Source organism: Streptomyces rubradiris (assembly GCF_016860525.1).
In the GTDB taxonomy this organism is placed as follows: Bacteria; Actinomycetota; Actinomycetes; order Streptomycetales; family Streptomycetaceae; genus Streptomyces; species Streptomyces rubradiris.
This window is the reverse complement of the sequence record NZ_BNEA01000007.1, coordinates 16,509-38,193: the sequence shown is the minus strand read 5'-3', so window position 1 is coordinate 38,193 and position 21,685 is coordinate 16,509. Positions and strand designations below refer to the sequence as shown.

Here is a 21,685-nt window from a genome sequence, read left to right as displayed (position 1 = left end):
CGCACGGCTCAGCCCTGGATGATGCGCTGGGCGTCGGCAATGCCGTCGCGGGTGCCGATGAGCACGAGGACGTCTCCGGCCTGCAGCATCTGACGTGGACCGGGCGAGGCGATGACGCCGTCGCAGCGGACGACGGCCACGACCGAGGCGCCGGTGCGGGTTCTCGTCCTGGTGTCGCCCAGGGCGCGGCCGGCAAACGGGCTTTCGTGCCGCACTTCGACCTGCCCGGCGCTCAGGCCGGGCACTTCGCGGGTCAGGTCGGCGAAGCGTTCCGCGATGCGCGGGGCGCCGAGGATCTCGGCGAGGGTGTCGGCCTCCTCACTGGTGAGTCGCACGACGGGGCGTGCCTCGTCGGGATCGTCGCCGGGATACACGACCACCTCGAAGTCCCCCGAACGTTGCGCGATCACGCCGATCCGGTCACCTTCGTGGTTGACGAACTCGTACCGGAGCCCGACACCGGGCAGCAGCACCTCGTTGACGTCCACGTGCATCACTCCGTCAGTCGCGCGTACGGAACCTGGGCGAGCCCCGCTGTGCACAGATATTCGGCACATTCCGACGGGTACTCGACACCAGGCTGACCCGTACGAGTTGGCAGCCGGTGTCCTGACGGCCCGGGCATCGGCGGCCGAGCCGTGTGGCCCCTCACACGACCGGGGCCGGCTTCCAGGAGCGAGCGGGCCGAGGCCGGCAACCGAAGCGGCTGCTCGCCGACGCCGTTGTGGGAAGGAGTGTGTGTCATGTGTGATCCGGTGACGTTCGGGTTGCCCGGTTCCGCCCCGAGCCTCGACGCGGCCGACGTCGAGGCTCGGGAGGGCTGCCCGCGCGGGGCTGCGCCGCCGATCGTGCGGGCGTTCGGCAACGCGCCAGGGCACCTGCCGGTCGGTTCGCTGCCGTGGGACCTGGCCGGCCACGGTCTGGAGTCGATGGCGCACCGCATAGCGACGCGTGCCTCGGTCGGCCAGGCCCTCCTTCACCATGCCCGCCGTCCCGCCACCGACGTCCGGGGCCAGCAGTGAGTATGCCCCCGCGGCCCCCCGCTGCCGCCGGACCCGGGGCGTCAACCAGCCGGACGGAACCCCTGAGAGACGCCTACCAGCGGGGGGAGGCCACCGCGGCGAAACCCTCGTTGACCTGCTGGAACATAGTGATCCGCTGAGGGCGGGGAAGGAAGCCTGAGGGGTCTGGCGTATGGAAGGCCCGAGCCTGAGAGGCGCTGCTCTTCAGGCTACGGCGGGTTGGCGCGTGACAGGCCGGGTCCAAAGTGTGGGTGCCTCTGGCAGGCTTTGGCTGGCCTTTTGCTGACCCAATGCTGACTTTACTGACGCGTCATCAGCCGTGGCTTGCGGTGATTGCCGCAGATCGGCGCAGCGGCCTGGCCTCCCTGACCGGTCTCACCACCCCCGGGCACCCCGGCGTACGCCAATCCGGGCGTCGCCTGCCCGGCCTCGAAGGCCGCGGTCAGCATGGTCACGGTCCAGTACGCGAAGGCCTTCCCGGACATCCGCGTCAACGCCGTGGAGCCGGGTTACACCGCGACCGACCTCAACGGTCACACCGGCCTCCCGACCGTGGAGCGGGGCGCGGAGATCATCTTCCGGACGGCGGTGGTGGGCCCGGACGGGCCGACCGGGGGCCGCTTCGCCGCCCCGTGACGGACGGCCGCGCGGTCCGGCCCGGGGCGCGCCAGGAGGCGTCCCCGGGCCGGCCGGGTCAGGAGTACGCGGCCAGCTCCGCGGGCGTCTGGTCCCGGTAGCCCTGGCTGACCTCCACCACCACCCCGTCGGGGTCGGTGACCCAGATCGTCTTCCAGCCGGGGATGACGGAGTCGAACGCCAGCGGCCCGAGCGAGAGCGTCAGTTCGCCCTCGGCCTCCCGCCAGAACGCGTCCACGTCGTCGACCTGGAAGGCGAGGTGGCGGGCGATGCCGGGGTGGTCGGGTCCGTCGTCGCCCGAGGTGAGCAGCGGGGGGTTCGCCGACCTGAACAGCTCCAGGTAGACGTCGCCGCTGCGCAGGAAGACCACGCGGACGTCGTCGTCCTCGATGACCCGGGCGCGGCGGAAGCCGAACCAGCGGGTGTAGAACTCCTCGGTCGCGTCCTGGTCGGCGCAGTTCAGCCCCACGTGGGACCAGCGGGCGGTAACCGGTGCGGTCATGGCGGTCTCCCTCACTTCCCGGTGACGGGGGCGAACGGCACGGTGTCGTGGACGTTCGTCATGTAGACGATGTGACCGTCGGCGACCTGGAAGTAGTTGCACACGTCGGCCTCGACGGCCACGCCGCTGTGCGTACGCGCCGAGATGTGCGACACGACCGCCGCCTGGTCGCCCTGGACCACGGTGTGGACGGGCCGGTTGGCGAACTCGGCGTACATGTCCGGGAAGCCCTTCATCATCTCGCGCAGCGTCTCGCGCCCCTCGACGTGGCCCGCGAGCTGCTCGTCCATGGTCTGGTCCTCGGCGAACAGGTCGCACCAGGGGTCCCAGTCGCCGGCGTTGGCGAGGGCGTAGTAGCGCTCCACGATCTCCGTGGTGTTCATGTTGTGCTCTCCTTCTGCTGGTGGGAGGGTGCTGCTCCGTGCCTGCGGCGGGGCCGGTGCCGGGCGGGCGCGGCGGGCGCCGCCGCCGGGTGTCCGCCCGGCACCGGGCGGCCGGTCACTCGGGGAGGGGTACGCCGGTCTGGTACATCAGGCCCGTGGTGTCGGCCTGCACCCAGCGCTCGGCGACCTTGCCGTTCTCCAGGCGGTAGACCTCGATGCTGGTCCAGCTGACGGCCTTGCCGGTCGGCTCCTGGCCGAAGAACGGGGCGATGTGCCGGCCATTGAAGGTGATGTGCATGACGACCTTGTCGCCGTCGGCGGCGTAGAGCCGGTCGGTGGTGACGTGGAAGTCCAGGGCCTCGTGGGCGGCGCGGATGATGCCCTTCAGCTCCTCCAGGCTGGCCACGTCCCAGGCGGGGTTGCGGTCGACGAAGGTCGGGGCGAACAGGTCGTCGAGGTCGTCGTAGCGCCTGCTGTTGACGGCGTCGCTCACCTTCTGGACGACGGCGATGTTGGCGGCGTCGGAGGACAGCTGCTCGCGCAGGCCGAGGAGGTCGTCCTGGGCCCAGCGCTCGACGAGCACGCCCTGGGAGACCCGCCATATCTCGGTGGTGCTCCAGGTGACGTCACGGTCGGTGGCCGGGAACCCGAAGGCGGTGCCGACGTGCTTGCCGGTCAGCCGCACCCGGGTGACGATCCGGTCGCCGGCCTCCAGGATCTCCTCCAGCTCGCCCCGCAGGCGCAGAGACTCCCTGGCGTCGCGGAGGGCGGCCTGGTAGGAGTCGATGCCCTTGATGTCGAAGCCGGGGTGGTGGTCCACGAAGTCGGGCGCTATCACCTCGGCGATCGTCCTGTGGTCGCCGCTGTTGAGCGCGGTCAGGAAGCGCCGGTAGACAGCGGTGGGGGAAAGGGTGTTCATGCCGTTTCTCCTGTCGGGAGTGGGTGTGTCCTGGATCGGAGAATCAGATCGGCGGCCTTTTCGCCGATCATGATGCTGGGGGCGTTGGTGTTGCCGGCCACGATGTCCGGCATGACGGAGGCGTCCGCCACCCGGAGCCCGGTGACGCCGTGCACGCGCAGCTCGGCGTCGACGACGGCCGCGTCGTCGGTGCCCATGCGGCAGGTGCCCACGGGGTGCCACAGGGTGGTGGCGTTGGCCCGGATGAACGCGCGCAGCTCCGCGTCGGTGGTGACCTGGGGCCCCGGCGCCAGCTCCGCGCCGCGCACCGCGTCGAAGGCGCTCGTGGCGGCCAGTTCGCGGGCGAGTCCCACCCCGTGCAGCAGCACGTCGAGGTCGGCCTCGTCCGCGAGGTAGTTCGCCTCGACCCGGGCCTGGTCCCAGGCGTCGGCGCTCTGGAGCGTGACCCGGCCGCGGCTGCGGGGGAGCAGCGCGATGGGGGCGAAGGTGAACCCGGGGCCCTGCCACTGCCCGGCCGGAGCCGTGGGCGGCAGGAACTTCACCGGCCCGAAGGTGAACTGGAGGTCGGGCGGGCCGTCCGGGCCCGCGGCCGGGGTCCTGGTGAACAGCCCGGCCTCGGACAGCAGCGCGCCGGGCGGGTGTTCGCCGCGTGCCTGGTAGCAGACGGGTACGAAGACGTGGTCCTGGAGGTTGGCCCCGACCCCCGGCAGGTCCGCAAGGGCGCGGATGCCGTAGCGGCCGAGGTGCGCGGCCGGTCCGATGCCGGAGAGCATCAGCAGCTTCGGGCTCTCGAAGGCGCCCGCGCTGAGGATCACCTCCTGGGTGGCCGCCACGGTGTGGGTGCGGCCGTCCTTGACGTACTCGACCCCGGCGGCGCGGCGCCCGTCGAAGAGGACCTGGGTGACGCGGGCCTCCACCCGCACGTCGAGGTTGGAGCGGTCCAGGGCCGGGCGCAGGTAGGCGGTCGCCGCGCTGCTGCGGCGTCCGGCGGCGGTGCGGGTGGTCTGGTAGTAGAATCCGCCGCCCTCCTGGCGGACGCCGTTGTAGTCGAGGCCGGTGCCGGTGTGGCCGAGTTCCCGGGTGGCGGCCACGAAGGCGCGGGCGACGGGGCTGGGGCGTTCCAGGTCCCTGACCTGTACGGGGCCGCCCCGGCCGCGGAGCGGGGAGCCCGGCCCGGCGTAGTCCTCGGACCGTTTGAAGTAGGGCAGGACGTCCTCGTAGGACCAGCCGGGGTTGCCCCGCGCGCTCCACCGGTCGTAGTCGGCGCGGCTGCCGCGCACCCACATCAGGGCGTTGACGGAGCTGCTGCCGCCGACCACCTTCCCGCGGGCCACGGGGATGCTGCGTCCGTCGAGCCGCTTCTCGGGGGCGGTGCGGTAGCCCCAGTCGATCGTGGGGCTCCACGGCGAGGTCAGCAGGGAGAGCACGGAGTCCGCGTCGGTGCCGTGGATCTCGGGCCGGTCGTCCCAGTCGCCGGCCTCCAGCAGCAGGACCGAGTGCCGGGGGTCGGCGCTGAGCCGGGCCGCGAGGGCCGATCCCGCCGACCCGGCGCCGACGACGATGTAGTCGACTGCCCGGCCCCCGCTCATCTCGGGCTCCTGGGCGGGCGGGTGCCGGCCGCCGGCCGGCGGGTGGGACGGCCGGCGGGGCGGCCGCGGTCGGGTGAACCAGTCATGGCGTCTCCTGGGATCGGTGCGGGGCGTCGGGGCCGGTCAGCCGAGGCCGGGGCCGGGCACGGGCGTCATGTCGCCCACGCGGTACCAGGAGATGCGCAGCCGGGAGCCGGGGTCACGGCGCAGCCGCCACTCCTGGTTCACGCGGAACGCGGACCTCTTGCCGTCCTCGGTGGTGGTCGCCGTCCAGACCACGGTCAGCGCGACGTCGACCGTGTCGCCGCGGGTCTCGTAGTCGAGCTTCTCGACCACGTGGCTCTGGTCCTCGAACGCCTTGCCGACCACGCCGTACCAGTCGGCGAAGTCGGCATGACTGCGCAGTGTGCGCTCGGGGAACGCCATTTCCAGGTTGGTATCGATGATTTTGGGGAGCAAACGCTCGACGGGCTCATGGCGGCTGAGTTCGTCGAACCATTCCTGCACGAAATCCTCTACGTTCTTCTGCTGCACGGGGAATCATCCTCGGGATTCTGGAAAGGGATGGGGCGGGACATCGCGGGTGACTTCGAACGGAGTCCTGAGGGGACATCCTGATAAACGTCGAAGGTGCGGGGGAATCCGGTTGCGGACAGCTATTCCCGCGCTTTCCGGATTCCGTGTTCGGTGTGTCCAGTATGGAGCGGACAGGGCGCCCGCCGCGTTCTTCGCCGATGGCGGGGAACTACTTTTGCAGGTCGATTCGGAGGGACCCGGCGCAAAGGCGGGACCGGGTGCGGGCGCGCCGTCCGCCGTCTTCGCCGGGGCGCGCGGGAGGGTGTGCGGCGGCGGGAGCCGGCCGCTCGGAAGTGCGTGGGCGGCCTCGGGTGCCGGCCGCGCGGGAGTGTGTGCGGCGGCCGCCGGAGCCGGCCGCGCGGTGCCTGCCGGGCTCTCGGCGCCGGCGGCGGGTCATGCGCTGAGGTCGCGGTGGGCGCCGGCCGCGGCCAGCGGGCCCGGGTGCGCCGCGGCCTCGCGCAGCGCGCTGTAGGCGGCGGCGGTCGACACCATCGTCATGTGGTGGTGCCAGCCGCGGAAGGAGCGCCCCTCGAAGTCGCGCAGCCCGAAGTGCGTCTCCAGGCGCTGCATCCCGGCCCGGCTGCGGGCGGACAGCGAGACCAGGGGCATGACCTCCTCCAAGAGGCCGCCGGTGACATTGGTGAGCCAGAAGCGCGTCGGTTCCTGCGCCGCGGTGATCTCGCCGATCAGCCTGACGGGCTGCTGCGGCGGCGATTTGACGAGCCGGGCGGCCGTCGGGACGCGGACGTACTGGGAGATGAGCCGGCCTCTTCGCGCCCTGGTGAGGGAGAGGGCCCCGGCGCCGCGCTGCGCCACGCTGCCGGTGGCGTCGCGCAGCACGTCACGGGCGTTGGTGACCGGGCGCGCCGGGTACGCCGCGGCGTCGCCCTTGGTGACGGGGAAGGAGGCATCGACCTCGACGGCGTAGTCGATGCCCCTGGCCGTCAGCCAGTTGACCAGGCGCGCGGCGTCGGGCAGGTGCCGCAGGTTGCCGATCACCGGGGCCGGCGAGAGGTGCCAGCGGGTGCCCATCTCCTCCAGCATGTCGGTGATCTCGGCCCACTCGGGCTTTCCGTACACGTTCTCCGGGATGTAGGCGGACCGCCGGAAGGCCGCCTCCTCCCGCCACTTTCCGTGGAGGGCGATGCGCCAGTCGACCGGCACGCTCATGGTGTCGGAGGTGAGCACGACACCGAGGCCGAGCTGGCTGTTGACGGTGCGTCCGAGTTCGGGGACGAATCGCTTCTGGACCCCGACGGAACGCTCGCCGCGCTTGGGAATGACGACGCGTTCGACCGACCACGCCTGGGGGCGGCGGCTCGCCTCCGCGTGCCGGGCCAGCAGGGCGCGTACCGGTTCCCAGTCCCAGGGGCTCTGGTTGATGAATTGCTGGAGTGATTGCTTCGCCTGGAAGATGGGGAGACTTTCGGCGATACGACGGACGGATTTTTTACCGTCCACCATTAAGAGTCCGCGCAGGTACACCTCCGCCCACCTGCGTTGATCCATACGCGGCATCGGGCTGAAGATTTCACTGGCGAATGCGGAAACGTTGTCACATGCGAGGGGTGAGATATCAGCGTTCAGTGTTGACATTCCTGTCCTCATTCCCGGGGGAGGGGCACGGCAACGGCACCGATACTCCCCACAGGCGTCTCGCGACGGGCAAGTGCGACTTAACGTAGTCGTGGACGATCGGTTTACCCGTCGGTTTCACTGTCATGGGCGCGGCGAAAGGGTGCCTGCGCATGCCGGAAAAGTGCCTGGCGGATGCCGGGCATTCGCAGAGGTGATGTCGCTTTTCAGCTGTATCAGCCGGGCGGGTGCCCGAGGGGGCCGTCGCCGGGGAGCGCGTTGACGCGGTGCCGCCGACGACGGCCGGGTCCGGAATGAACCGAACGGTAACTTTTTGCCGCCGGCCCGCCGGCGGCGCCCGGGGTGTGCCCCGGCGAGCGGCCGGGGCCGGTCCGGTGCCCGCGCGTGACCTGTAACGACGCCGAGTGTGCGATCACGTTTCCCCCCGTGCTCCTCGGTTCCGTCCCGTGGCGCGCGAGGCACTTACGAGACGCTCCGGACACTAACCTACTCAACACTCGGTATGTCCATGCGGCGCCTGAGAGCGTTGACCAAGGCTTTACTGACCGGAATCGGTACCGAGGAGCCGGCCGATGGCGCGGAGCGGATTCCAGGCCCAGTCGGGGCGGTTGCGGGTCTCGTACAGCACCTCGTAGACGGCCTTGTCCAACTGGTACGCGGCCAGCAGCGGGGCGCGGGCACGGGAGCGCGGGTCCACGCGGGACGCGGCCGCGTAGCCGTCGCAGAAGGCCCCCTGCATACGCCGCGCCCACGCCTCCGCGACGGCCCCGGCGGGGCCCGGGACGCGGTCCGCGGCGCCCAGCACGTGGTACGCCGCATAACTGAAGGACCGCAGCATGCCGGCGACGTCCCGCACCGGTGACGCCATGGCGCGGCGCTCCGTGAGGGGCCGTGCGGGCTCCCCCTCGAAGTCGATCAGCAGCCATCCGTCCGGGGCGCGGAGCACCTGTCCCAGGTGGAGGTCGCCGTGCACGCGCTGCACCCGGCCGGCGGCCTCCGGCTCCATGCCGGCCACCGCCGCGAACGCCTCGCGCAGCGCCTTCTCGTACGGAGCGAGCCGCGGTACCGCCTCCAGCGCCAGGTCGAGACGGTTCGTCATGGCGCCCGCCAGGCGGGCCAGTCCGGGCCGGCCGAGCGGCCTGCTGCCGCCGACGGCCGCCAGCTCACGGTGGACGGCCGCCACCGCCTCACCGAGCCGCCACGCCTCACCGACGCCCGCAGCCTCCGCGGTGCTCGCAGCCTCCGCCGCGCTCGCCGCCGTGCCGCCCCGGGTCCCGCTGGTCGCGCCGGCACCGTCCGTCCGGCCACCGGACTCGCCGGCACCGCCCGCCGGCGCGGCCGCCCGGCCGGGGAGCGGCAGGCGGCGCAGGTCGCGCAGGGCCAGGTCCCAGCCGCTCGGCGCGTCCTCGGCGTACTCCTGGAGCGTGGCGTACGTGGGCCCGTCCGCCGCCGGGCCCTCGATCGAACCCAGCAGCCGCGGCACGTGGGCGGAGCCCGCCACGTGCAGCATGCGGTGCAGCTCCAGGTCGGGGTTGCGGCCGGGGCCGAGCCTGCGGAAGACCTTCAGCAGGTAGCGGCCGTCCACCACCACCGAGCTGTTGCTCTGCTCGACCCCGAGCGGCCGGCTCGACGGGACGGGGTGCGGCGGGCGCATCCCGGGGCTCTCCGCGCGGAAGCGCAGCCCGTCGGTGCGGGTGCCGCGGGCGATCAGGCCCACGAGACACGAGGTCAGCTCCGGATCGGCCAGGGCGTCGTAGACGACGGTGTCCCGGTCGCGGGCGACGACGGCCGGGGCGCCGGCCGCCGCCGGGAGACGGGAGGACACCCCGAGCGGCACCTGGTAGTCCTCCGGCGGCCCCCCGTCCGCGAAGTGGGCGCGGGCCACCACGATCACGCCCTCGGGGCCGCCCGGCGGCCGTGCCTCACGGAAGGGCAGACAGTGCTCCACACCGACGTGGCGCAGCGGCCGCCCCTTGCCCGCGAACCAGCGCTGCGTCGGCAGCCACACGGTCAGCGAGGCCGCGAGCCGCGCGCTCCAGGTGACACGGGCGGGCGCGGTCATGACGTCTCCTTCGCGTCCGTCAGGGAGAACCACAGGAACCCGTGTCCGCCCAGGGTGAGCCGGTAGGGGGCGCCGGTGACGCGGGGGAACGTGACGTCCCCGGTCAGCTCGGTCGGTACGGCGCCGGCCTCCGCGCCGAGGTGGAGGGTGGCCGGCTGCGGGGAGGCGGAGAAGTTGTGCACGCAGACCAGGACGTCTTCGTCGCCCTCCGGTCCGGTGAGCCGCCTGATGTAGGCGAGGACGGCCTCGTTCTCCGTCTCCAGCTCCTCGAAGGTGCCGAGCCCGAAGGCCGGGTGGCGGCGGCGCACGTCGAGCATGCGGCGGGTCCAGTGCAGCAGGGACGACTGCTCGGCCGCCTGCCGTTCGACGTTGACGACCGCGTAGTCGTAGGCCGGGTCCATGATGACCGGCAGACCGAGGCGGCCCGGGTTCGCCGTGGAGAAACCGGCGTTGCGGTCGGAGGACCACTGCATGGGGGTGCGGACCGCGTCACGGTCGGGCAGCCAGATGTTGTCGCCCATGCCGATCTCGTCGCCGTAGTACAGGATCGGCGAGCCGGGCAGGGAGAGCAGCAGCGCGGTGAGCAGCTGGATCTGGTTGCGGTCGTTGTCGAGCAGCGGCGCGAGCCGTCTGCGGATACCGAGGTTGGCGCGCATCCGCGGATCCTTGGCGTACTCCGCGTACATGTAGTCACGTTCCTCGTCGGTCACCATTTCGAGGGTCAGCTCGTCGTGGTTGCGCAGGAAGATGCCCCACTGGCTGCCGGACGGGATCGGCGGTGTCTGGGCCAGCACCTCGGACACCGGCAGCCGGCTCTCGCGGCGCAGCGCCATGAAGATGCGCGGCATGAGGGGGAAGTGGAAGGCCATGTGCGCCTCGTCGCCGCCGGAGGCCGCGTCCCCGAAGTACTGCACGGCGTCGATGGGCCACTGGTTGGCCTCGGCCAGCAGCACACGGCCGGGGTACTCGTCGTCGACGATCTTGCGTACGAGCTTCAGGAAGTCGTGCGTCCGGGGCAGGTTCTCGCCGTTGGTGCCCTCCTCGACGAAGAGGTAGGGCACCGCGTCCATGCGGAAGCCGTCGATGCCGAGGTCGAGCCAGAACCGCACGACGTCGAGCATGGCGTCCTGGACGCGGGGGTTCTCGTAGTTGAGGTCCGGCTGGTGGCTGAAGAAGCGGTGCCAGTAGAACTGGCCGCGCACCGGGTCGTGGTTCCAGTTGGACTCCTCCGTGTCCACGAAGATGACACGGGCGTCCGGGTAGCCGCTGTCGTCGTCGGCCCAGACGTAGAAGTCGCCGTAGGGCCCCTCCGGGTCGCGGCGGGAGGCCTGGAACCACGGGTGCTGGTCGGAGGTGTGGTTCATCACCAGGTCGGTGATGACGCGCATGCCTCGGTCGTGCGCGGCGTCCAGCAGCTCCACGAAGTCGGAGATGGTGCCGAACTCCGGCAGCACCGCCCGGTAGTCGCTGATGTCGTAGCCCCCGTCGCGCAGCGGAGAGGCGAAGAAGGGCGGCAGCCAGAGGCAGTCGACGCCCAGCCACTGGAGGTAGTCCAGCTTCTCGGTGAGCCCGCGCAGGTCGCCGGTGCCGTCGGCGTTGCTGTCGTAGAAGGAGCGGACGAGCACTTCGTAGAAGACCGCGCGCTTGTACCAGTCGGCGTCGACGGGCAGGGCCCGGGCGCTGTGGTAGTCCTCGGCGCGCACCTCGGGCAGGTGTCCCGCCCGTGTGCCGTCGCCGGGTCGGTCACTCATGACGGCTCCAGGTGATGATGCGGGCGACGGAGTCGGCGGGGTCGATCTTGACGTGGCTGCTGGTGCCCCAGACCACGTCGGCGCCGGTGAGCTCCTCGCGCGCGGCGAAACGCGCCCCGGCCGTCAGGCCGAGCGGTGCGGGGTCGAGGGTGACGGTCCCCTCCTGCGTCCGGTACGGATCGAGGGTGACGACGCACAGCACGGTGTCGCCGCCGGCCGGATCGGTCTTGGAAAAGGCGAGGAGCTGGTCGTTGTCCACCTCGTGGAAGCGGAGGTGGCGCAGCCGGCGCAGCGCTGGGTGCGCGCGGCGGACCCGGTTCAGCGCCGCGATCAGCGGCTCCAGGCTGCGCCCGGCCGCTCGCGCCACCTCCCAGTCGCGGGGCCGCAGCTCGTACTTCTCGGAGTCCAGGTACTCCTCGCCGCCCTCGGCACCGGCCAGCGCGCGGTGTTCGAGGATCTCGAAGCCCGAGTAGACGCCCCAGCTGGGGGAGAGCAGCGCGGCGAGCACGGCGCGCAGCGCGAAGGCCGCGGGGTGACCGTCCTGGAGGTGTCCGGGGAGGATGTCGGGGGTGTTGACGAAGAAGTTGGGGCGCAGGAAGTCGGCCGTGTCCACCAGTTCGGTGAGGTAGTCGGTCAGCTCCTGCTTCGTGGTGCGCCAGGTGAAGTAGGTGTACGACTGGGTGAAGCCGGCCTTCGCCAGCCCCTGGAGGACGGCGGGCCGGGTGAAGGCCTCGGCGAGGAAGACGACGTCCGGGTGGCTCTCCTTCACCTCCCGGATGAGCCGGTTCCAGAAGACGGCCGGCTTGGTGTGGGGGTTGTCGACGCGGAACACCGTCACCCCGTGGTCGATCCAGTGCGTGACAATCCGGAGCAGCTCGGCGTAGAGCCCGTCGGGGTCGTTGTCGAAGTTCAGCGGATAGATGTCCTGGTAGGCCTTGGGCGGGTTCTCCGCGTAGGCGATGGTGCCGTCGGGGCGTGTGGTGAACCATTCCGGGTGGCTGCGCACCCAGGGGTGGTCGGGGGAGCACTGGAAGGCCAGGTCCAGGGCGACTTCCAGGCCGAGGGCGCCCGCCGACGCGACGAAACCGTCGAAGTCGTCGAGGGTGCCCAGCTGTGGGTGGACGGCGTCGTGGCCGCCGTCCGCCGAGCCGATCGCCCAGGGGGACCCGACGTCGTCCGGGCGGCTGGTCAGGGAGTTGTTGCGGCCCTTGCGGTGGGTGTGGCCGATGGGGTGGACGGGTGGCAGGTAGACCACGTCGAAGCCCATCCGGGCGATGCGGGGCAGCTCCTTCGCGGCGGTGGCGAAGGTGCCGTGGACGGGCTTCCCGTCCAGGTCACGGCCCCCCGTCGACCGGGGGAAGAACTCGTACCAGGCGCCGGCCAGCGCCAGCTCGCGGTCGACCCACACCTGGCGGCTCGGTCCCCGGGTGAGCAGTTCGCGCAGGGGGTGCAGTGCGACGGCCGCGGTCACGCCGGGGGCGAGGGCGGCGGCGGTGCGCTCAGCGGGCGGGAGCCGCCAGTCGCGCAGCCGTTCGGCGGCGGCGACGAGCAGCCCGCGGTCCCCGTCGTCCGCCCGGCGGGCGTGCCGCTCCAGCAGCCGGGCGCCGGTCTCCAGGTCGTTGGCCAGTTCATCGGCGTCCTGTCCGGCCGCGAGCTTGGCGCGCACGGCGGCGCACCAGGTGGTCCACGGGTCGCCCCAGGCGTCGACCCGGTAGGTCCACATGCCCGGGCGGTCCGGTACCACCGTCGCCGACCAGCGGTCCAGGCCCTCGTCGAGCAGGGTCATGGGGACACCGGCGGCTTCCGGCCGGTCCGGTCCCGGGCCGCGCCACAGCACCGAGGCGGCCAGCGCCTCGTGTCCCTCGCGCCAGATCGTCGCCTCTATGGGGACGTGCTCGCCGACCACCGCTTTGGCGGGGAACGCCCCGCCCTCCACGGTCGGCGTTACATCGCCTATGGATATGCGTCCACTCATTCGTGAAAGCCCTCTCTTTCCGCGTTTTCTCCACCCTCGGGGCGGCGGGATGTCGAGGGAAGCATTCCGGCCGTATCGCGGTGCACTTCGCGGACTTGGCCAAGTGGCAGCGTAAGTGTGAGAGGCGGGAATTCCGGTGCGGAGCCGGGGGCGAATGCTGCTGGCCGGGTCCGTTGCGGGTTTGCTCAACCGCAGGTCAGTGATGGTGCGGGTAGGCGGGTGTCCACTCTGGCACAGTCTCGGGTGCCCGGACGGCGACTGTCCGGGCTGGTGCGCAACTGCGTCAACTTCCCATAGTTGTAGTCATGTCCGAGCCGTTCGTTGCGGCATGTGTCAATTCCCGTATCTACTCGGTCCTGTTCGGCGGAGGTCATTCTCCGCCGGCTGCGGGGACCGACCCGCGTAACTCGTGATTCACACGGAGGAAAAAGTGTCGCAACGAATTCTCGTGGTGCTTTCGGAATACGGCTATTGGGGTGAGGAACTCGTCGGCCCGCTGGAGGCGTTCGACGCCCGCGGGTACCGCGTCACCTTCGCCACGCCCACCGGCAAGCGGGCCCGCGCGCTGCCGCCGAGCCTCGACCCCGACTACATCGACCCGCCGCTGGGCCGCTCCGTCACCAGCCACGACATGGCCCGCAAGGCCCGGGCGCTCGACGAGTCCTCCCGCCTCGACAACCCGCTGAGCCTGGCGGACCTGATTCCGGAGCGCCCGTACTACAGCGCCCTCAACCACCTGCGGGAGCTGGAGGACTACAACCGCCGGCTCCAGTCCGCCACGTCCGACCTGGTGGCAGGGTTCGACGCGCTCGTCATCGTGGGCGGCAGCGGCCCGATCGTGGACCTCGCCAACAACGAGCGGCTGCACGAGGTCGTCCTGGCCTTCGCCGCCGCCAACAAGCCGATCCTCGCCGAGTGCTACGGCGTGGCCGTGCTGGCCTTCGCCCGGGACCTGGAGACGCGGGAGAGCCTGCTCCGGGGCAAGCACGTGACCGGGCACCCCAAGGAGTACGACTACAAGGACGGCACCGGCTTCATCGGCGTGGACTTCAACATGGGCCCGCCGCCGTACCCGCTGGAGTACATCCTCCGCGACGCCACCGGTCCCGAGGGCGGCTTCCACGGCAACGTCGGCAAGGAGACGTCCGTCATCGTCGACTACCCCTTCGTCACCGGCCGGTCCACCCCGGACTCCGTCCTCTCCGGCGAGCTGCTGGTGCAGACGCTGGAGAACGGCCTGCGCCGGTACGGCTGGTAGGGCTCCGCACCACACCCCCGATCAGAGGAAGGACAGCACCATGCGAGCCAGACCAGGGAAGACCGCTGTTTTCGAGCAGTTCGCGGCCGACGGCATCACCTACATGTTCGGGAACCCGGGCACCGTCGAACAGGGCTTCCTGGACGAGGTGCGACGGTCCGGCGTCTCGTACCTGCTGGGGCTCCACGAGGGCGTCGCGGTGGGCATGGCGGACGGCTACGCCCGCGCCGCCCAGCGGCCCGCCCTGGTCCAGCTCCACAGCGGGGTCGGCCTGGGCAACGGCATCGGCATGCTCTACCAGGCCAAGCGGGGCGGTTCACCGCTGGTGGTCCTGGTGGGCGAGGCCGGTGTGCGCTACGACGCGATGGACGGGCAGATGGCGGCCGACCTCGTGTCCATGGCGAAACCCGTGACCAAGTACGCGACCCGCGTACTGGACCCGGCGTCGACCCTGCGGGTGCTGCGGCGCGCCGTCAAGATCGCCATGACGCCGCCCCGCGGCCCCGTCGTGGTAGTGCTTCCGGCCGACGTGCTCGACCAGATCACCACCGAACCCGCCGTCCCCACGCCCCTGCTCGACACGAGCGCCGCGCCGGCCCCCGCCACCGTGTCGCGCGCCGCCGACATCCTGCTCGGCGCGCGGCGCCCGCTCGTCCTGATGGGCGACGGGGTGGCGGTCAGCGGGGCGCAGGAGGAACTCACCCGGGTCGCCGAGCGGCTGGGCGCCCCGGTGTGGGGGGTCAACTCCTCCGAGACCAACTTCGACACCACGCACGCGCTGTACGGCGGGCAGCTCGGCCACATGTTCGGCGCGGACAGCGCCCGGGTGGTCCGTGACGCCGACGGCGTCCTGATCGTGGGCACCTATGTCTTCCCCGAGGTCTTCCCCTCGCTTGAGAGCCCCTTCCGGGACGACGCCCGCATCGTCCACATCGACCTGGACGCGTACGAGATCGCGAAGAACTTCCCCGTGGAGCTGGGCGTGGTCGCCGACCCCCGGGCGGCGCTCGGGGCACTCGCCGGCGAGCTCGAACGGCGGGGCCCGCTCACGCCGCGGGCACCGGCAGCCGCCCGCCCGCCCGTCCCGGCCGCCACCGACGGGGACTCCCTGATGGAGCGCTTCGTGCGGGAGCTGTCCGCGCAGGCCCCCGCCGACCTGGCCGTCTTCGACGAGGCGCTGACCGCGTCGGGCCCGATCGCCGCCCACCTGCCGGCGCGGCGCCCCGGGGACTTCTTCCAGACCCGCGGCGGCTCCCTGGGCGTCGGCATCCCCGGCGCGCTCGGCGTCAAGCTGGCCCGCCCCGAGCTGCCCGTCGTGGGCTTCACCGGCGACGGCGGCAGCATGTACACCATCCAGGCGCTGTGGACCGCGGCCCGCTACGGCATCGACGCCAAGCTGGTGATCTGCAACAACCGCCGGTACCGGCTCCTGGACCTGAACATCGAGCAGTACTGGCGCGAGCTGGGCATCCCGCCGCACGCCGAGCCGGACGCCTTCGACCTGTCCGATCCGGAACTCCGCTTCAGCGCCCTGGCCGAGTCCATGGGCGTGCCCGCCCAGCGGGTGGAGCGGCCGGACCAGGTGGAGCAGGCGGTGCGCACCATGCTCGCCCACCAGGGCCCCTACCTCATCGACCTGGCCACCGACTGAGGGCACCCGAGCGCGCACCCGAAAGGACATCACCATGACATCTGCCCCCTCCCGGTCCGTACTCTCCGTGGACGCCGTCCACCGGCTCGTCGACCAGTGGCGCGCGGCGCTCGCCCGGCGGGCACCGGTGGAGGAGCTGCTGCCCCACCTGGCCAACGGCCTGCTGGTGGAGCTGCCGGGCCGCATCGTGCGGGGCGCCCAGGACTTCAGGCACTGGTACGGGGAGAGCGGCGGCCAGGCCGCGCTCTGCGACGACCGCCCCGGCGCGGACGAGGTCCGCGTCCGGGTGGTCTCCCCGGTCCACGCCCAGGTCACCCTCCAGGACCCCGGCTCGTCGCCCGACGCCCCGGCCCCGCTCGCCCGCCAGACGTGGTGGGTCGTCCTCCAGGACGGCGTACCGCGCATCCGCACCATGGCGTTCCACCAGCCGGCTCCGCAGCCAGCCTGAGCCGGCACCGCCCCCGGCGGCCCGGGGTCTGCACATCACCGCCCCGGGCCGCCTCCTTCGTTTCTCCGTGCCGGACCGGCCCGCCGCCTTCGTACCGGAGCCCGGACCGGCCCGCCGCCTTCGTACCGCACCGACCCGCTCCGACCGACGAACGGAAGAGGACCGACCGATATGACCACCGCGACACCGTCCACGATCCTGCCTCCCGGGCGCCTGTCCGGCCGCCGGATAGGCATCCTGATGGAGAGCGACTTCGTCGAGGACGAGATCGCCTACTACCAGCACCGGTTCCTGGAGGAGGGCGCCGAGGTCGTCCTGCTGACCCGGCTGTGGGGCCGCCCCTCGCTCACCTTCCGCGGGCACGACTACCGCGCCGAGGTGACCGTCCACAACGACCTGGAGAGCCTCGACTACGGGGAACTCTCCCAGTACTCCGCCCTGATCGTGCCCTCCGGCATGGTCGCCGACCGCCTGCGCTACAGCGAGGACGTGACCCGGCAGGCGCCCGCCGTCGACCTCCTGCGCCGCGCCTTCCGCCTCCCGCACCTCATCAAGGCCTTCTCCTGCCACGGCCTGCTGCTCATGTCGGCCGCCCGCGACAGCATGCGCGACCGGCGGGTCACCGCCCACAACAACCTGGTCGGCGACGTCCGCAACATGGGCGCCGTCTACACCAACCAGGACCTGGTCGTCGACGGCGACCTGGTGACCTCGCGCACCGTGGACGAGCGCCACCTGCTCGCCCGCGCGGTCATCGAACTCCTCGCGGCGGCGAAGCAGGACCCGGCGGTGGCGCGGTGAATGCCGGCCCGACCGCCGCGGTCCCCTTCACCTTCTCCGACCGCACGGCCGGTTACGTCGTGGGGCGCCGCGGCCGCGAGGTCGAACTGCGCACCCTCGACGGGCGCCTCGTCACCGTGCACCTGACGGACGTCACCTACGCCCACCGGATGCGCAACCTGGGTGAGCCCTACCAGGACGCCACCGGCAGCATGGACGAGCACCTGCGCCCCGGCGCCTTCCTCTTCAGCTACGGGCCGGTGTACCCGGAGGGCGGGGAACTGCACTACCAGGCGACCGAGCTGATCTTCGTCACCGAGGCCGGCGGCACGCCGCCGTACGAGAGGGCGGGCTGGTGGACCTCCCAGCTGGGCCGGCTCGCGTCCTTCTACCGCACCTCGCAGTTCGGCACCGGCCCGGTCGACTTCGCCGACTACCGGACCGAGATCCGGGCGGGCGGCGCGAAGACCGGGCGCCACGTCCAGGAGACCGACACGATCTCCCGCATGGTCTACGGCATGGCCACCGCCTACATGCTCACCGGCGAGGAGGACTTCCTGGACGTGGCCGAGAGAGGTTCGAGGTACCTGCACGACCACATGCGCTTCAGCGACCCGGCCGAGGACGTCGTCTACTGGTACCACGGCATCGATGTACGGGGGCCGCGCGAGAGCAAGCTGTTCGCCTCCGAGTTCGGCGACGACTACCGGGCCATCCCCGCCTACGAGCAGATCTACGCGCTGGTGGGCCTCACCCAGACGTACCGCCTGACCGGCGACCCGGTCATCCGCGCCGACATCGAGGGCACGGTGCGGCTCTTCGAACGCTACTTCGCGGACCGCAAACTCGGCGGCTACTTCTCCCACATCGACCCGGTGACGCTCAGCCCGCACAGCGACGCCCTCGGACCCAACCGCTCCCGGAAGAACTGGAACTCGGTGGGCGACCACGCCCCGGCCTACCTCTTCAACCTGTTCCTCGCCACCGGGGAGGAGCGCTACCGCCGCATACTCGAACATACATTTGACATGATTGTCACCCATATGCCGGACAGGAACAGCCCCTTCGTCAACGAACGCTTCCATGCCGACTGGACACCCGACACCACCTGGGGATGGCAGCAGGACCGCGCCGTCGTCGGGCACAACCTGAAGATCGCCTGGAACCTCATGCGGATGAACGCCACCATGCCCAAGCGCGAGTACCTGGCGCTCGCGGAGCGGATCGGCGCGACCATGCCCGACGTCGGCCGGGACCCGCAGCGCGGCGGCTGGTACGACATGGTCCAGCGGCTGCCGGAGCGCGGCCGGCACCCCTTCGTCTGGCACGACCGCAAGACCTGGTGGCAGCAGGAGCAGGCGATCCTCGCCTACCTGGTGCTGGCCGGGCACACCGGTGACCAGGACGCGCTGCTGCACGCCCGCGAGGCGTCGGCCTTCTACAACTCCTTCTTCCTCGACCACGACGAGGGCGGCGTGCACTTCACGGTCCTGGCCGACGGACTGCCCTACCTGGTGGGCGACGAACGCCTCAAGGGCAGCCACGCGATGAGCATGTACCACAAGGCCGAACTCGCCTACCTGGCCGAGGTCTACACCCGTCTCCTCGTCCACCGCGAACCGCTCGACCTGTGGTTCCGGCCCGGCGCAGGCGCGGACTTCCCGCAGCGGCTCCTGCGCGTCGCGCCCGACGTGCTGCCGCCGGGGCGCGTGGAGCTGGAGTCGGTGCGTGTCGACGGCGCTCCCCATACCGACTTCGACGCCCGGTCGATGACGGTGTCGCTGCCGGACACCGGCGACAGGAGCACCGTCCGGGTCCGGCTGCGCCCCGTCCGGTCGTGACCATGGCCCGCACGTCCGCACCGCACGACGGCCGGCTACCGGAGCCCGGCCTCGGCACCCGCCCGGGCCGGCCGGCGCCCCTGGGGGCCACCGTGGTCCCCACGGGCGTCAACTTCGCCGTGTGCGCACCCGGCGCCCGGGCGCTGTGGCTGGTGCTGATGGCGCCGGAGAGCGGGGATGTCGTCGCCGAACTGCCGTTCCCCGAGGACGGCAGGACGGGCGACGTCTTCGCCGTCACCGTCTCCGGGCCCGGCGTCGAACAGCTCCACTACGGCTACCGCGTCGGCACCGGGGCGGGCACCGCCGCCGCCCCGGTGCTCCTCGACCCCCGCGCGCGCGGGCTCGCGGGCGGGGGCGCCTGGGGCGAGCGGCCCCGCTACCGCTCACAGATCGGCGAGGACACCTTCGACTGGGGCGGTACGCGGCGGCCGCGCACCGCCCCGGAGGACCTCGTCGTCTACGAGCTGCACGTCCGCGGCTTCACCCGCGACCCCAGCTCCCAGGTGGCGCGCCCGGGCACCTACGCCGGCCTGCGCGAGAAGATCCCGTACCTGCTCGGCCTCGGCGTCAACTGCGTCGAGCTGCTGCCCGTCTTCGAGTTCGACGAGACGGACAACACGTACACCTCTCCGGAGACCGGCGCCCCGCTGCTCAACTACTGGGGCTACAACCCCGTCGGCTTCTTCGCGCCCAAGGCCGCCTACGCGGCGACGCCCACCCCGGACGCGGCGGCGAGGGAACTCAAGGAACTGGTCAGGGCGCTGCACGAGGCGGGGATCGCGGTCGTCCTCGACGTGGTCTTCAACCACACCGCCGAAGGCGACCACCGCGGACCGACCCAGTCCCTGCGGGGTCTCGACGGGCCGGCGTCGTACCTGATGACCCCGGACGGCGGCTACCGCAACCTCACCGCCACCGGCAACACCGTCAACGCCAACCACCCCAGGACCCGGGCCCTGATCCTGGACTCCCTGCGCCACTGGGCGACCGAGTACCGCGTCGACGGCTTCCGGTTCGACATGGCGTGCATCCTGGCGCGCGGGCAGGACGGCGAACTCCTCGACAACCCGCCGCTGCTGGAGGACATCGCGCACGACCCCGTGCTGGCCGACCGGCTCCTCGTCGCCGAGGCCACCGACGCCACCGGGCTCGACCTGACCGGCGGCTTCCCCTCCTACGGGCGGTGGAGCGAGTGGAACGCCCGCTACCGGGACGACATCCGCCGCTTCCTCCTCGGCCGCCCGGGCAGCGCCGCCGCCTTCGCACCGCGCCTGCTCGGCTCGCCCGACCTCTACGGCGGACGGACCGCTACCGCCTCCGTCAACTACATCACCTGCCACGACGGGATGACGCTCGCGGACCTCACCTCCTACGACGAGCGGCACAACCACGCCAACGGCGAGGGCGGCGCGGACGGCATCCCCGACGAGGACAGCTGGAACTGCGGCCACGAGGGCCCCACCGGTGACCCGGCCGTCCTCCTGACCCGGGACCGGCAGCGGCGCACCGCGCTGGCGCTGCTGTTCCTCAGCCAGGGGGTGCCGATGCTGCTCGCCGGTGACGAGTTCGGCCGCACCCAGCAGGGCAACAACAACGCCTACAGCCAGGACAACCCGATCAGCTGGCTGGACTGGACGGGCACCCGTACCCACGCGGACCTCCTCCGCTTCACCCGGCGGTGCGTCGCCTTCCGGCGCGCGCACCCGGTCCTCCGGCGCGTCCGGCACCCCGACGGCGTCACGCCCGAGGGCTGGAAGCTGCCGCCGGTGAGCTGGCACGGGGAACGGCCGGGGGAGCCGGACTGGAGTGACGGTTCGACCCTGCTGGCCGTCCTGCTGCACCAGGAGCCTCCCGAGGGCGTCCGGGACACCGTGTTCATCGCGGTCAACACCGGCCGCGCCGACCGCGCCGTCGAACCGCCGGCGCCCCCGTCCGGCACGCACTGGCGCCTGTCCCTGGACACCGGCGCGGCCACGGAGCCGGAGGCCCCGGTGCCGCCCGGGCGCGTCCACGGACCGGCCACCCTCCGGCTGGCCCCCCACACGGCGGTCGCCCTGACCGCACACCCGGACGGCTCCTGAACGGGGCCGTCCTGCCACTCGCCCGACGAAAGGACATGACCATGGCTTTCGACGCCTACCTGGGCTTCGCCGGAACCACCGCGAGCATTCACCTCGCCGGCGACCTCTCGGAACACGATGTGCCCCGGCTGCGCTCGCTGATCGACCAGGCCGCGCGGCAGCCGGTGCGCCGGCTGGTGCTGGACGCGGCGGAGCTGACGTCGATGGACGCCGGCGGCGCCCGCTGCCTGGCCTTCGCCCAGCAACAGCTCCCCGCGGGCGCGGAGATCGTCGTGGACGGCGCCGGTGACGCCGTTCTGGAGGCCCTGCGCTTCAGCGGCCTCGACCGTTCGGTCACGGTGGTCGCGGCCCGGGTGCCCGTGGCGTAAGCACCACACGCGGTATGACAGCGGCGGCCGGCCCCGAAAGGGACCGGCCGCCGTTCGCGTGCCGTACGCGCCTGCCGCGCCGTGCGTTCGCGTGTGCCGTGCCGGTACTGGTGTGCCGCGCCCCGCACGCGTGTGCCGTGCCGTACGGGCCCGCCGCCTCCGCCTCGGGACACCGGTGCGCCCCGCCGGTCGTGGTGGACCGGCGGGGCGGACGGCCGGGCCGCGGACGGGGGATGTGACGCGGCCC

General features: G+C 72.0%; 18 protein-coding genes and 1 pseudogene. 9 read left to right on the top strand and 10 right to left on the bottom strand.

What is annotated here, in order from left to right:
- Positions 1-8: 8 nt before the first annotated feature.
- Positions 9-494, bottom strand: a complete 486-nt coding sequence (locus Srubr_RS09465) for a cation:proton antiporter regulatory subunit (protein ID WP_229926849.1) — start codon at positions 492-494, stop codon at positions 9-11.
- Positions 495-743: 249 nt separating this feature from the next.
- Here Srubr_RS09465 and Srubr_RS09460 point away from each other — a divergent pair, with 249 nt between their 5' ends.
- Positions 744-1,022 (top strand): hypothetical protein, encoded by a 279-nt coding sequence (locus Srubr_RS09460; protein WP_189997686.1) that lies wholly within the window; start codon positions 744-746, stop codon positions 1,020-1,022.
- Positions 1,023-1,369: 347 nt separating this feature from the next.
- Positions 1,370-1,658, top strand: a pseudogene (locus Srubr_RS09455) (short-chain dehydrogenase); the annotation flags it as partial.
- A gap of 58 nt (positions 1,659-1,716) precedes the next feature.
- On the opposite strand, the gene Srubr_RS09450 reads toward Srubr_RS09455, so the two are convergent.
- From Srubr_RS09450 to Srubr_RS09410, 9 genes are all read right to left on the bottom strand, one after another.
- Positions 1,717-2,160, bottom strand: coding sequence for a VOC family protein (locus Srubr_RS09450; RefSeq protein ID WP_189997685.1), 444 nt, complete (start codon positions 2,158-2,160; stop codon positions 1,717-1,719).
- Positions 2,161-2,171: 11 nt separating this feature from the next.
- A complete protein-coding gene (locus Srubr_RS09445) occupies positions 2,172-2,543 on the bottom strand; it encodes a nuclear transport factor 2 family protein (protein WP_189997684.1) in 372 nt (123 codons plus the stop codon).
- Between the two features lie 115 nt (positions 2,544-2,658).
- Positions 2,659-3,462 carry an ester cyclase gene (locus Srubr_RS09440; RefSeq protein WP_189997683.1) on the bottom strand — a complete coding sequence of 268 codons (804 nt, stop codon included), beginning with the start codon at positions 3,460-3,462 and terminating at the stop codon, positions 2,659-2,661.
- Positions 3,459-5,051 (bottom strand): GMC family oxidoreductase, encoded by a 1,593-nt coding sequence (locus tag Srubr_RS09435; protein ID WP_189997682.1) that lies wholly within the window; start codon positions 5,049-5,051, stop codon positions 3,459-3,461. Before Srubr_RS09435 ends, Srubr_RS09440 begins: the two co-directional genes overlap by 4 nt.
- A gap of 123 nt (positions 5,052-5,174) precedes the next feature.
- Positions 5,175-5,585, bottom strand: coding sequence for a nuclear transport factor 2-like protein (locus Srubr_RS09430; protein WP_189997681.1), 411 nt, complete (start codon positions 5,583-5,585; stop codon positions 5,175-5,177).
- A gap of 435 nt (positions 5,586-6,020) precedes the next feature.
- Positions 6,021-7,223, bottom strand: a complete 1,203-nt coding sequence (locus Srubr_RS09425; RefSeq protein ID WP_189997680.1) for an IS701 family transposase — start codon at positions 7,221-7,223, stop codon at positions 6,021-6,023.
- Between the two features lie 538 nt (positions 7,224-7,761).
- Positions 7,762-9,285 carry a maltokinase N-terminal cap-like domain-containing protein gene (locus tag Srubr_RS09420; protein WP_189997679.1) on the bottom strand — a complete coding sequence of 508 codons (1,524 nt, stop codon included), beginning with the start codon at positions 9,283-9,285 and terminating at the stop codon, positions 7,762-7,764.
- Complete coding sequence (gene treS, locus Srubr_RS09415) at positions 9,282-11,036, bottom strand: maltose alpha-D-glucosyltransferase (RefSeq protein ID WP_189997678.1); 1,755 nt, start codon at positions 11,034-11,036, stop codon at positions 9,282-9,284. Before treS ends, Srubr_RS09420 begins: the two co-directional genes overlap by 4 nt.
- Entirely contained in the window at positions 11,029-13,011 is a 1,983-nt protein-coding gene (locus Srubr_RS09410; RefSeq protein ID WP_189997677.1) for an alpha-1,4-glucan--maltose-1-phosphate maltosyltransferase, read from the bottom strand. The genes treS and Srubr_RS09410 overlap by 8 nt, the downstream gene beginning before the upstream one ends.
- 430 nt (positions 13,012-13,441) lie before the next feature.
- Here Srubr_RS09410 and Srubr_RS09405 point away from each other — a divergent pair, with 430 nt between their 5' ends.
- From Srubr_RS09405 to Srubr_RS09375, 7 genes are all read left to right on the top strand, one after another.
- Positions 13,442-14,269 carry a type 1 glutamine amidotransferase domain-containing protein gene (locus Srubr_RS09405; protein WP_189997676.1) on the top strand — a complete coding sequence of 276 codons (828 nt, stop codon included), beginning with the start codon at positions 13,442-13,444 and terminating at the stop codon, positions 14,267-14,269.
- A 40-nt stretch (positions 14,270-14,309) separates the two neighbouring features.
- Positions 14,310-15,920 carry a thiamine pyrophosphate-binding protein gene (locus Srubr_RS09400; protein ID WP_189997675.1) on the top strand — a complete coding sequence of 537 codons (1,611 nt, stop codon included), beginning with the start codon at positions 14,310-14,312 and terminating at the stop codon, positions 15,918-15,920.
- 34 nt (positions 15,921-15,954) lie between these two features.
- Complete coding sequence (locus tag Srubr_RS09395; RefSeq protein ID WP_189997674.1) at positions 15,955-16,368, top strand: hypothetical protein; 414 nt, start codon at positions 15,955-15,957, stop codon at positions 16,366-16,368.
- Between the two features lie 171 nt (positions 16,369-16,539).
- Positions 16,540-17,169: a DJ-1/PfpI family protein gene (locus Srubr_RS09390; RefSeq protein WP_189997673.1), complete on the top strand. Its 630-nt coding sequence runs from the start codon at positions 16,540-16,542 to the stop codon at positions 17,167-17,169.
- Complete coding sequence (locus tag Srubr_RS09385) at positions 17,166-18,989, top strand: AGE family epimerase/isomerase (protein ID WP_189997672.1); 1,824 nt, start codon at positions 17,166-17,168, stop codon at positions 18,987-18,989. Before Srubr_RS09390 ends, Srubr_RS09385 begins: the two co-directional genes overlap by 4 nt.
- Positions 18,990-18,991: 2 nt before the next feature.
- Positions 18,992-21,070 (top strand): glycogen debranching protein, encoded by a 2,079-nt coding sequence (locus Srubr_RS09380; RefSeq protein ID WP_189997671.1) that lies wholly within the window; start codon positions 18,992-18,994, stop codon positions 21,068-21,070.
- Between the two features lie 41 nt (positions 21,071-21,111).
- The gene (locus tag Srubr_RS09375; RefSeq protein WP_189997670.1) at positions 21,112-21,438 is read left to right on the top strand and encodes an STAS domain-containing protein; all 327 of its coding nucleotides are present in this window, start codon (positions 21,112-21,114) and stop codon (positions 21,436-21,438) included.
- Positions 21,439-21,685 lie beyond the last annotated feature (247 nt).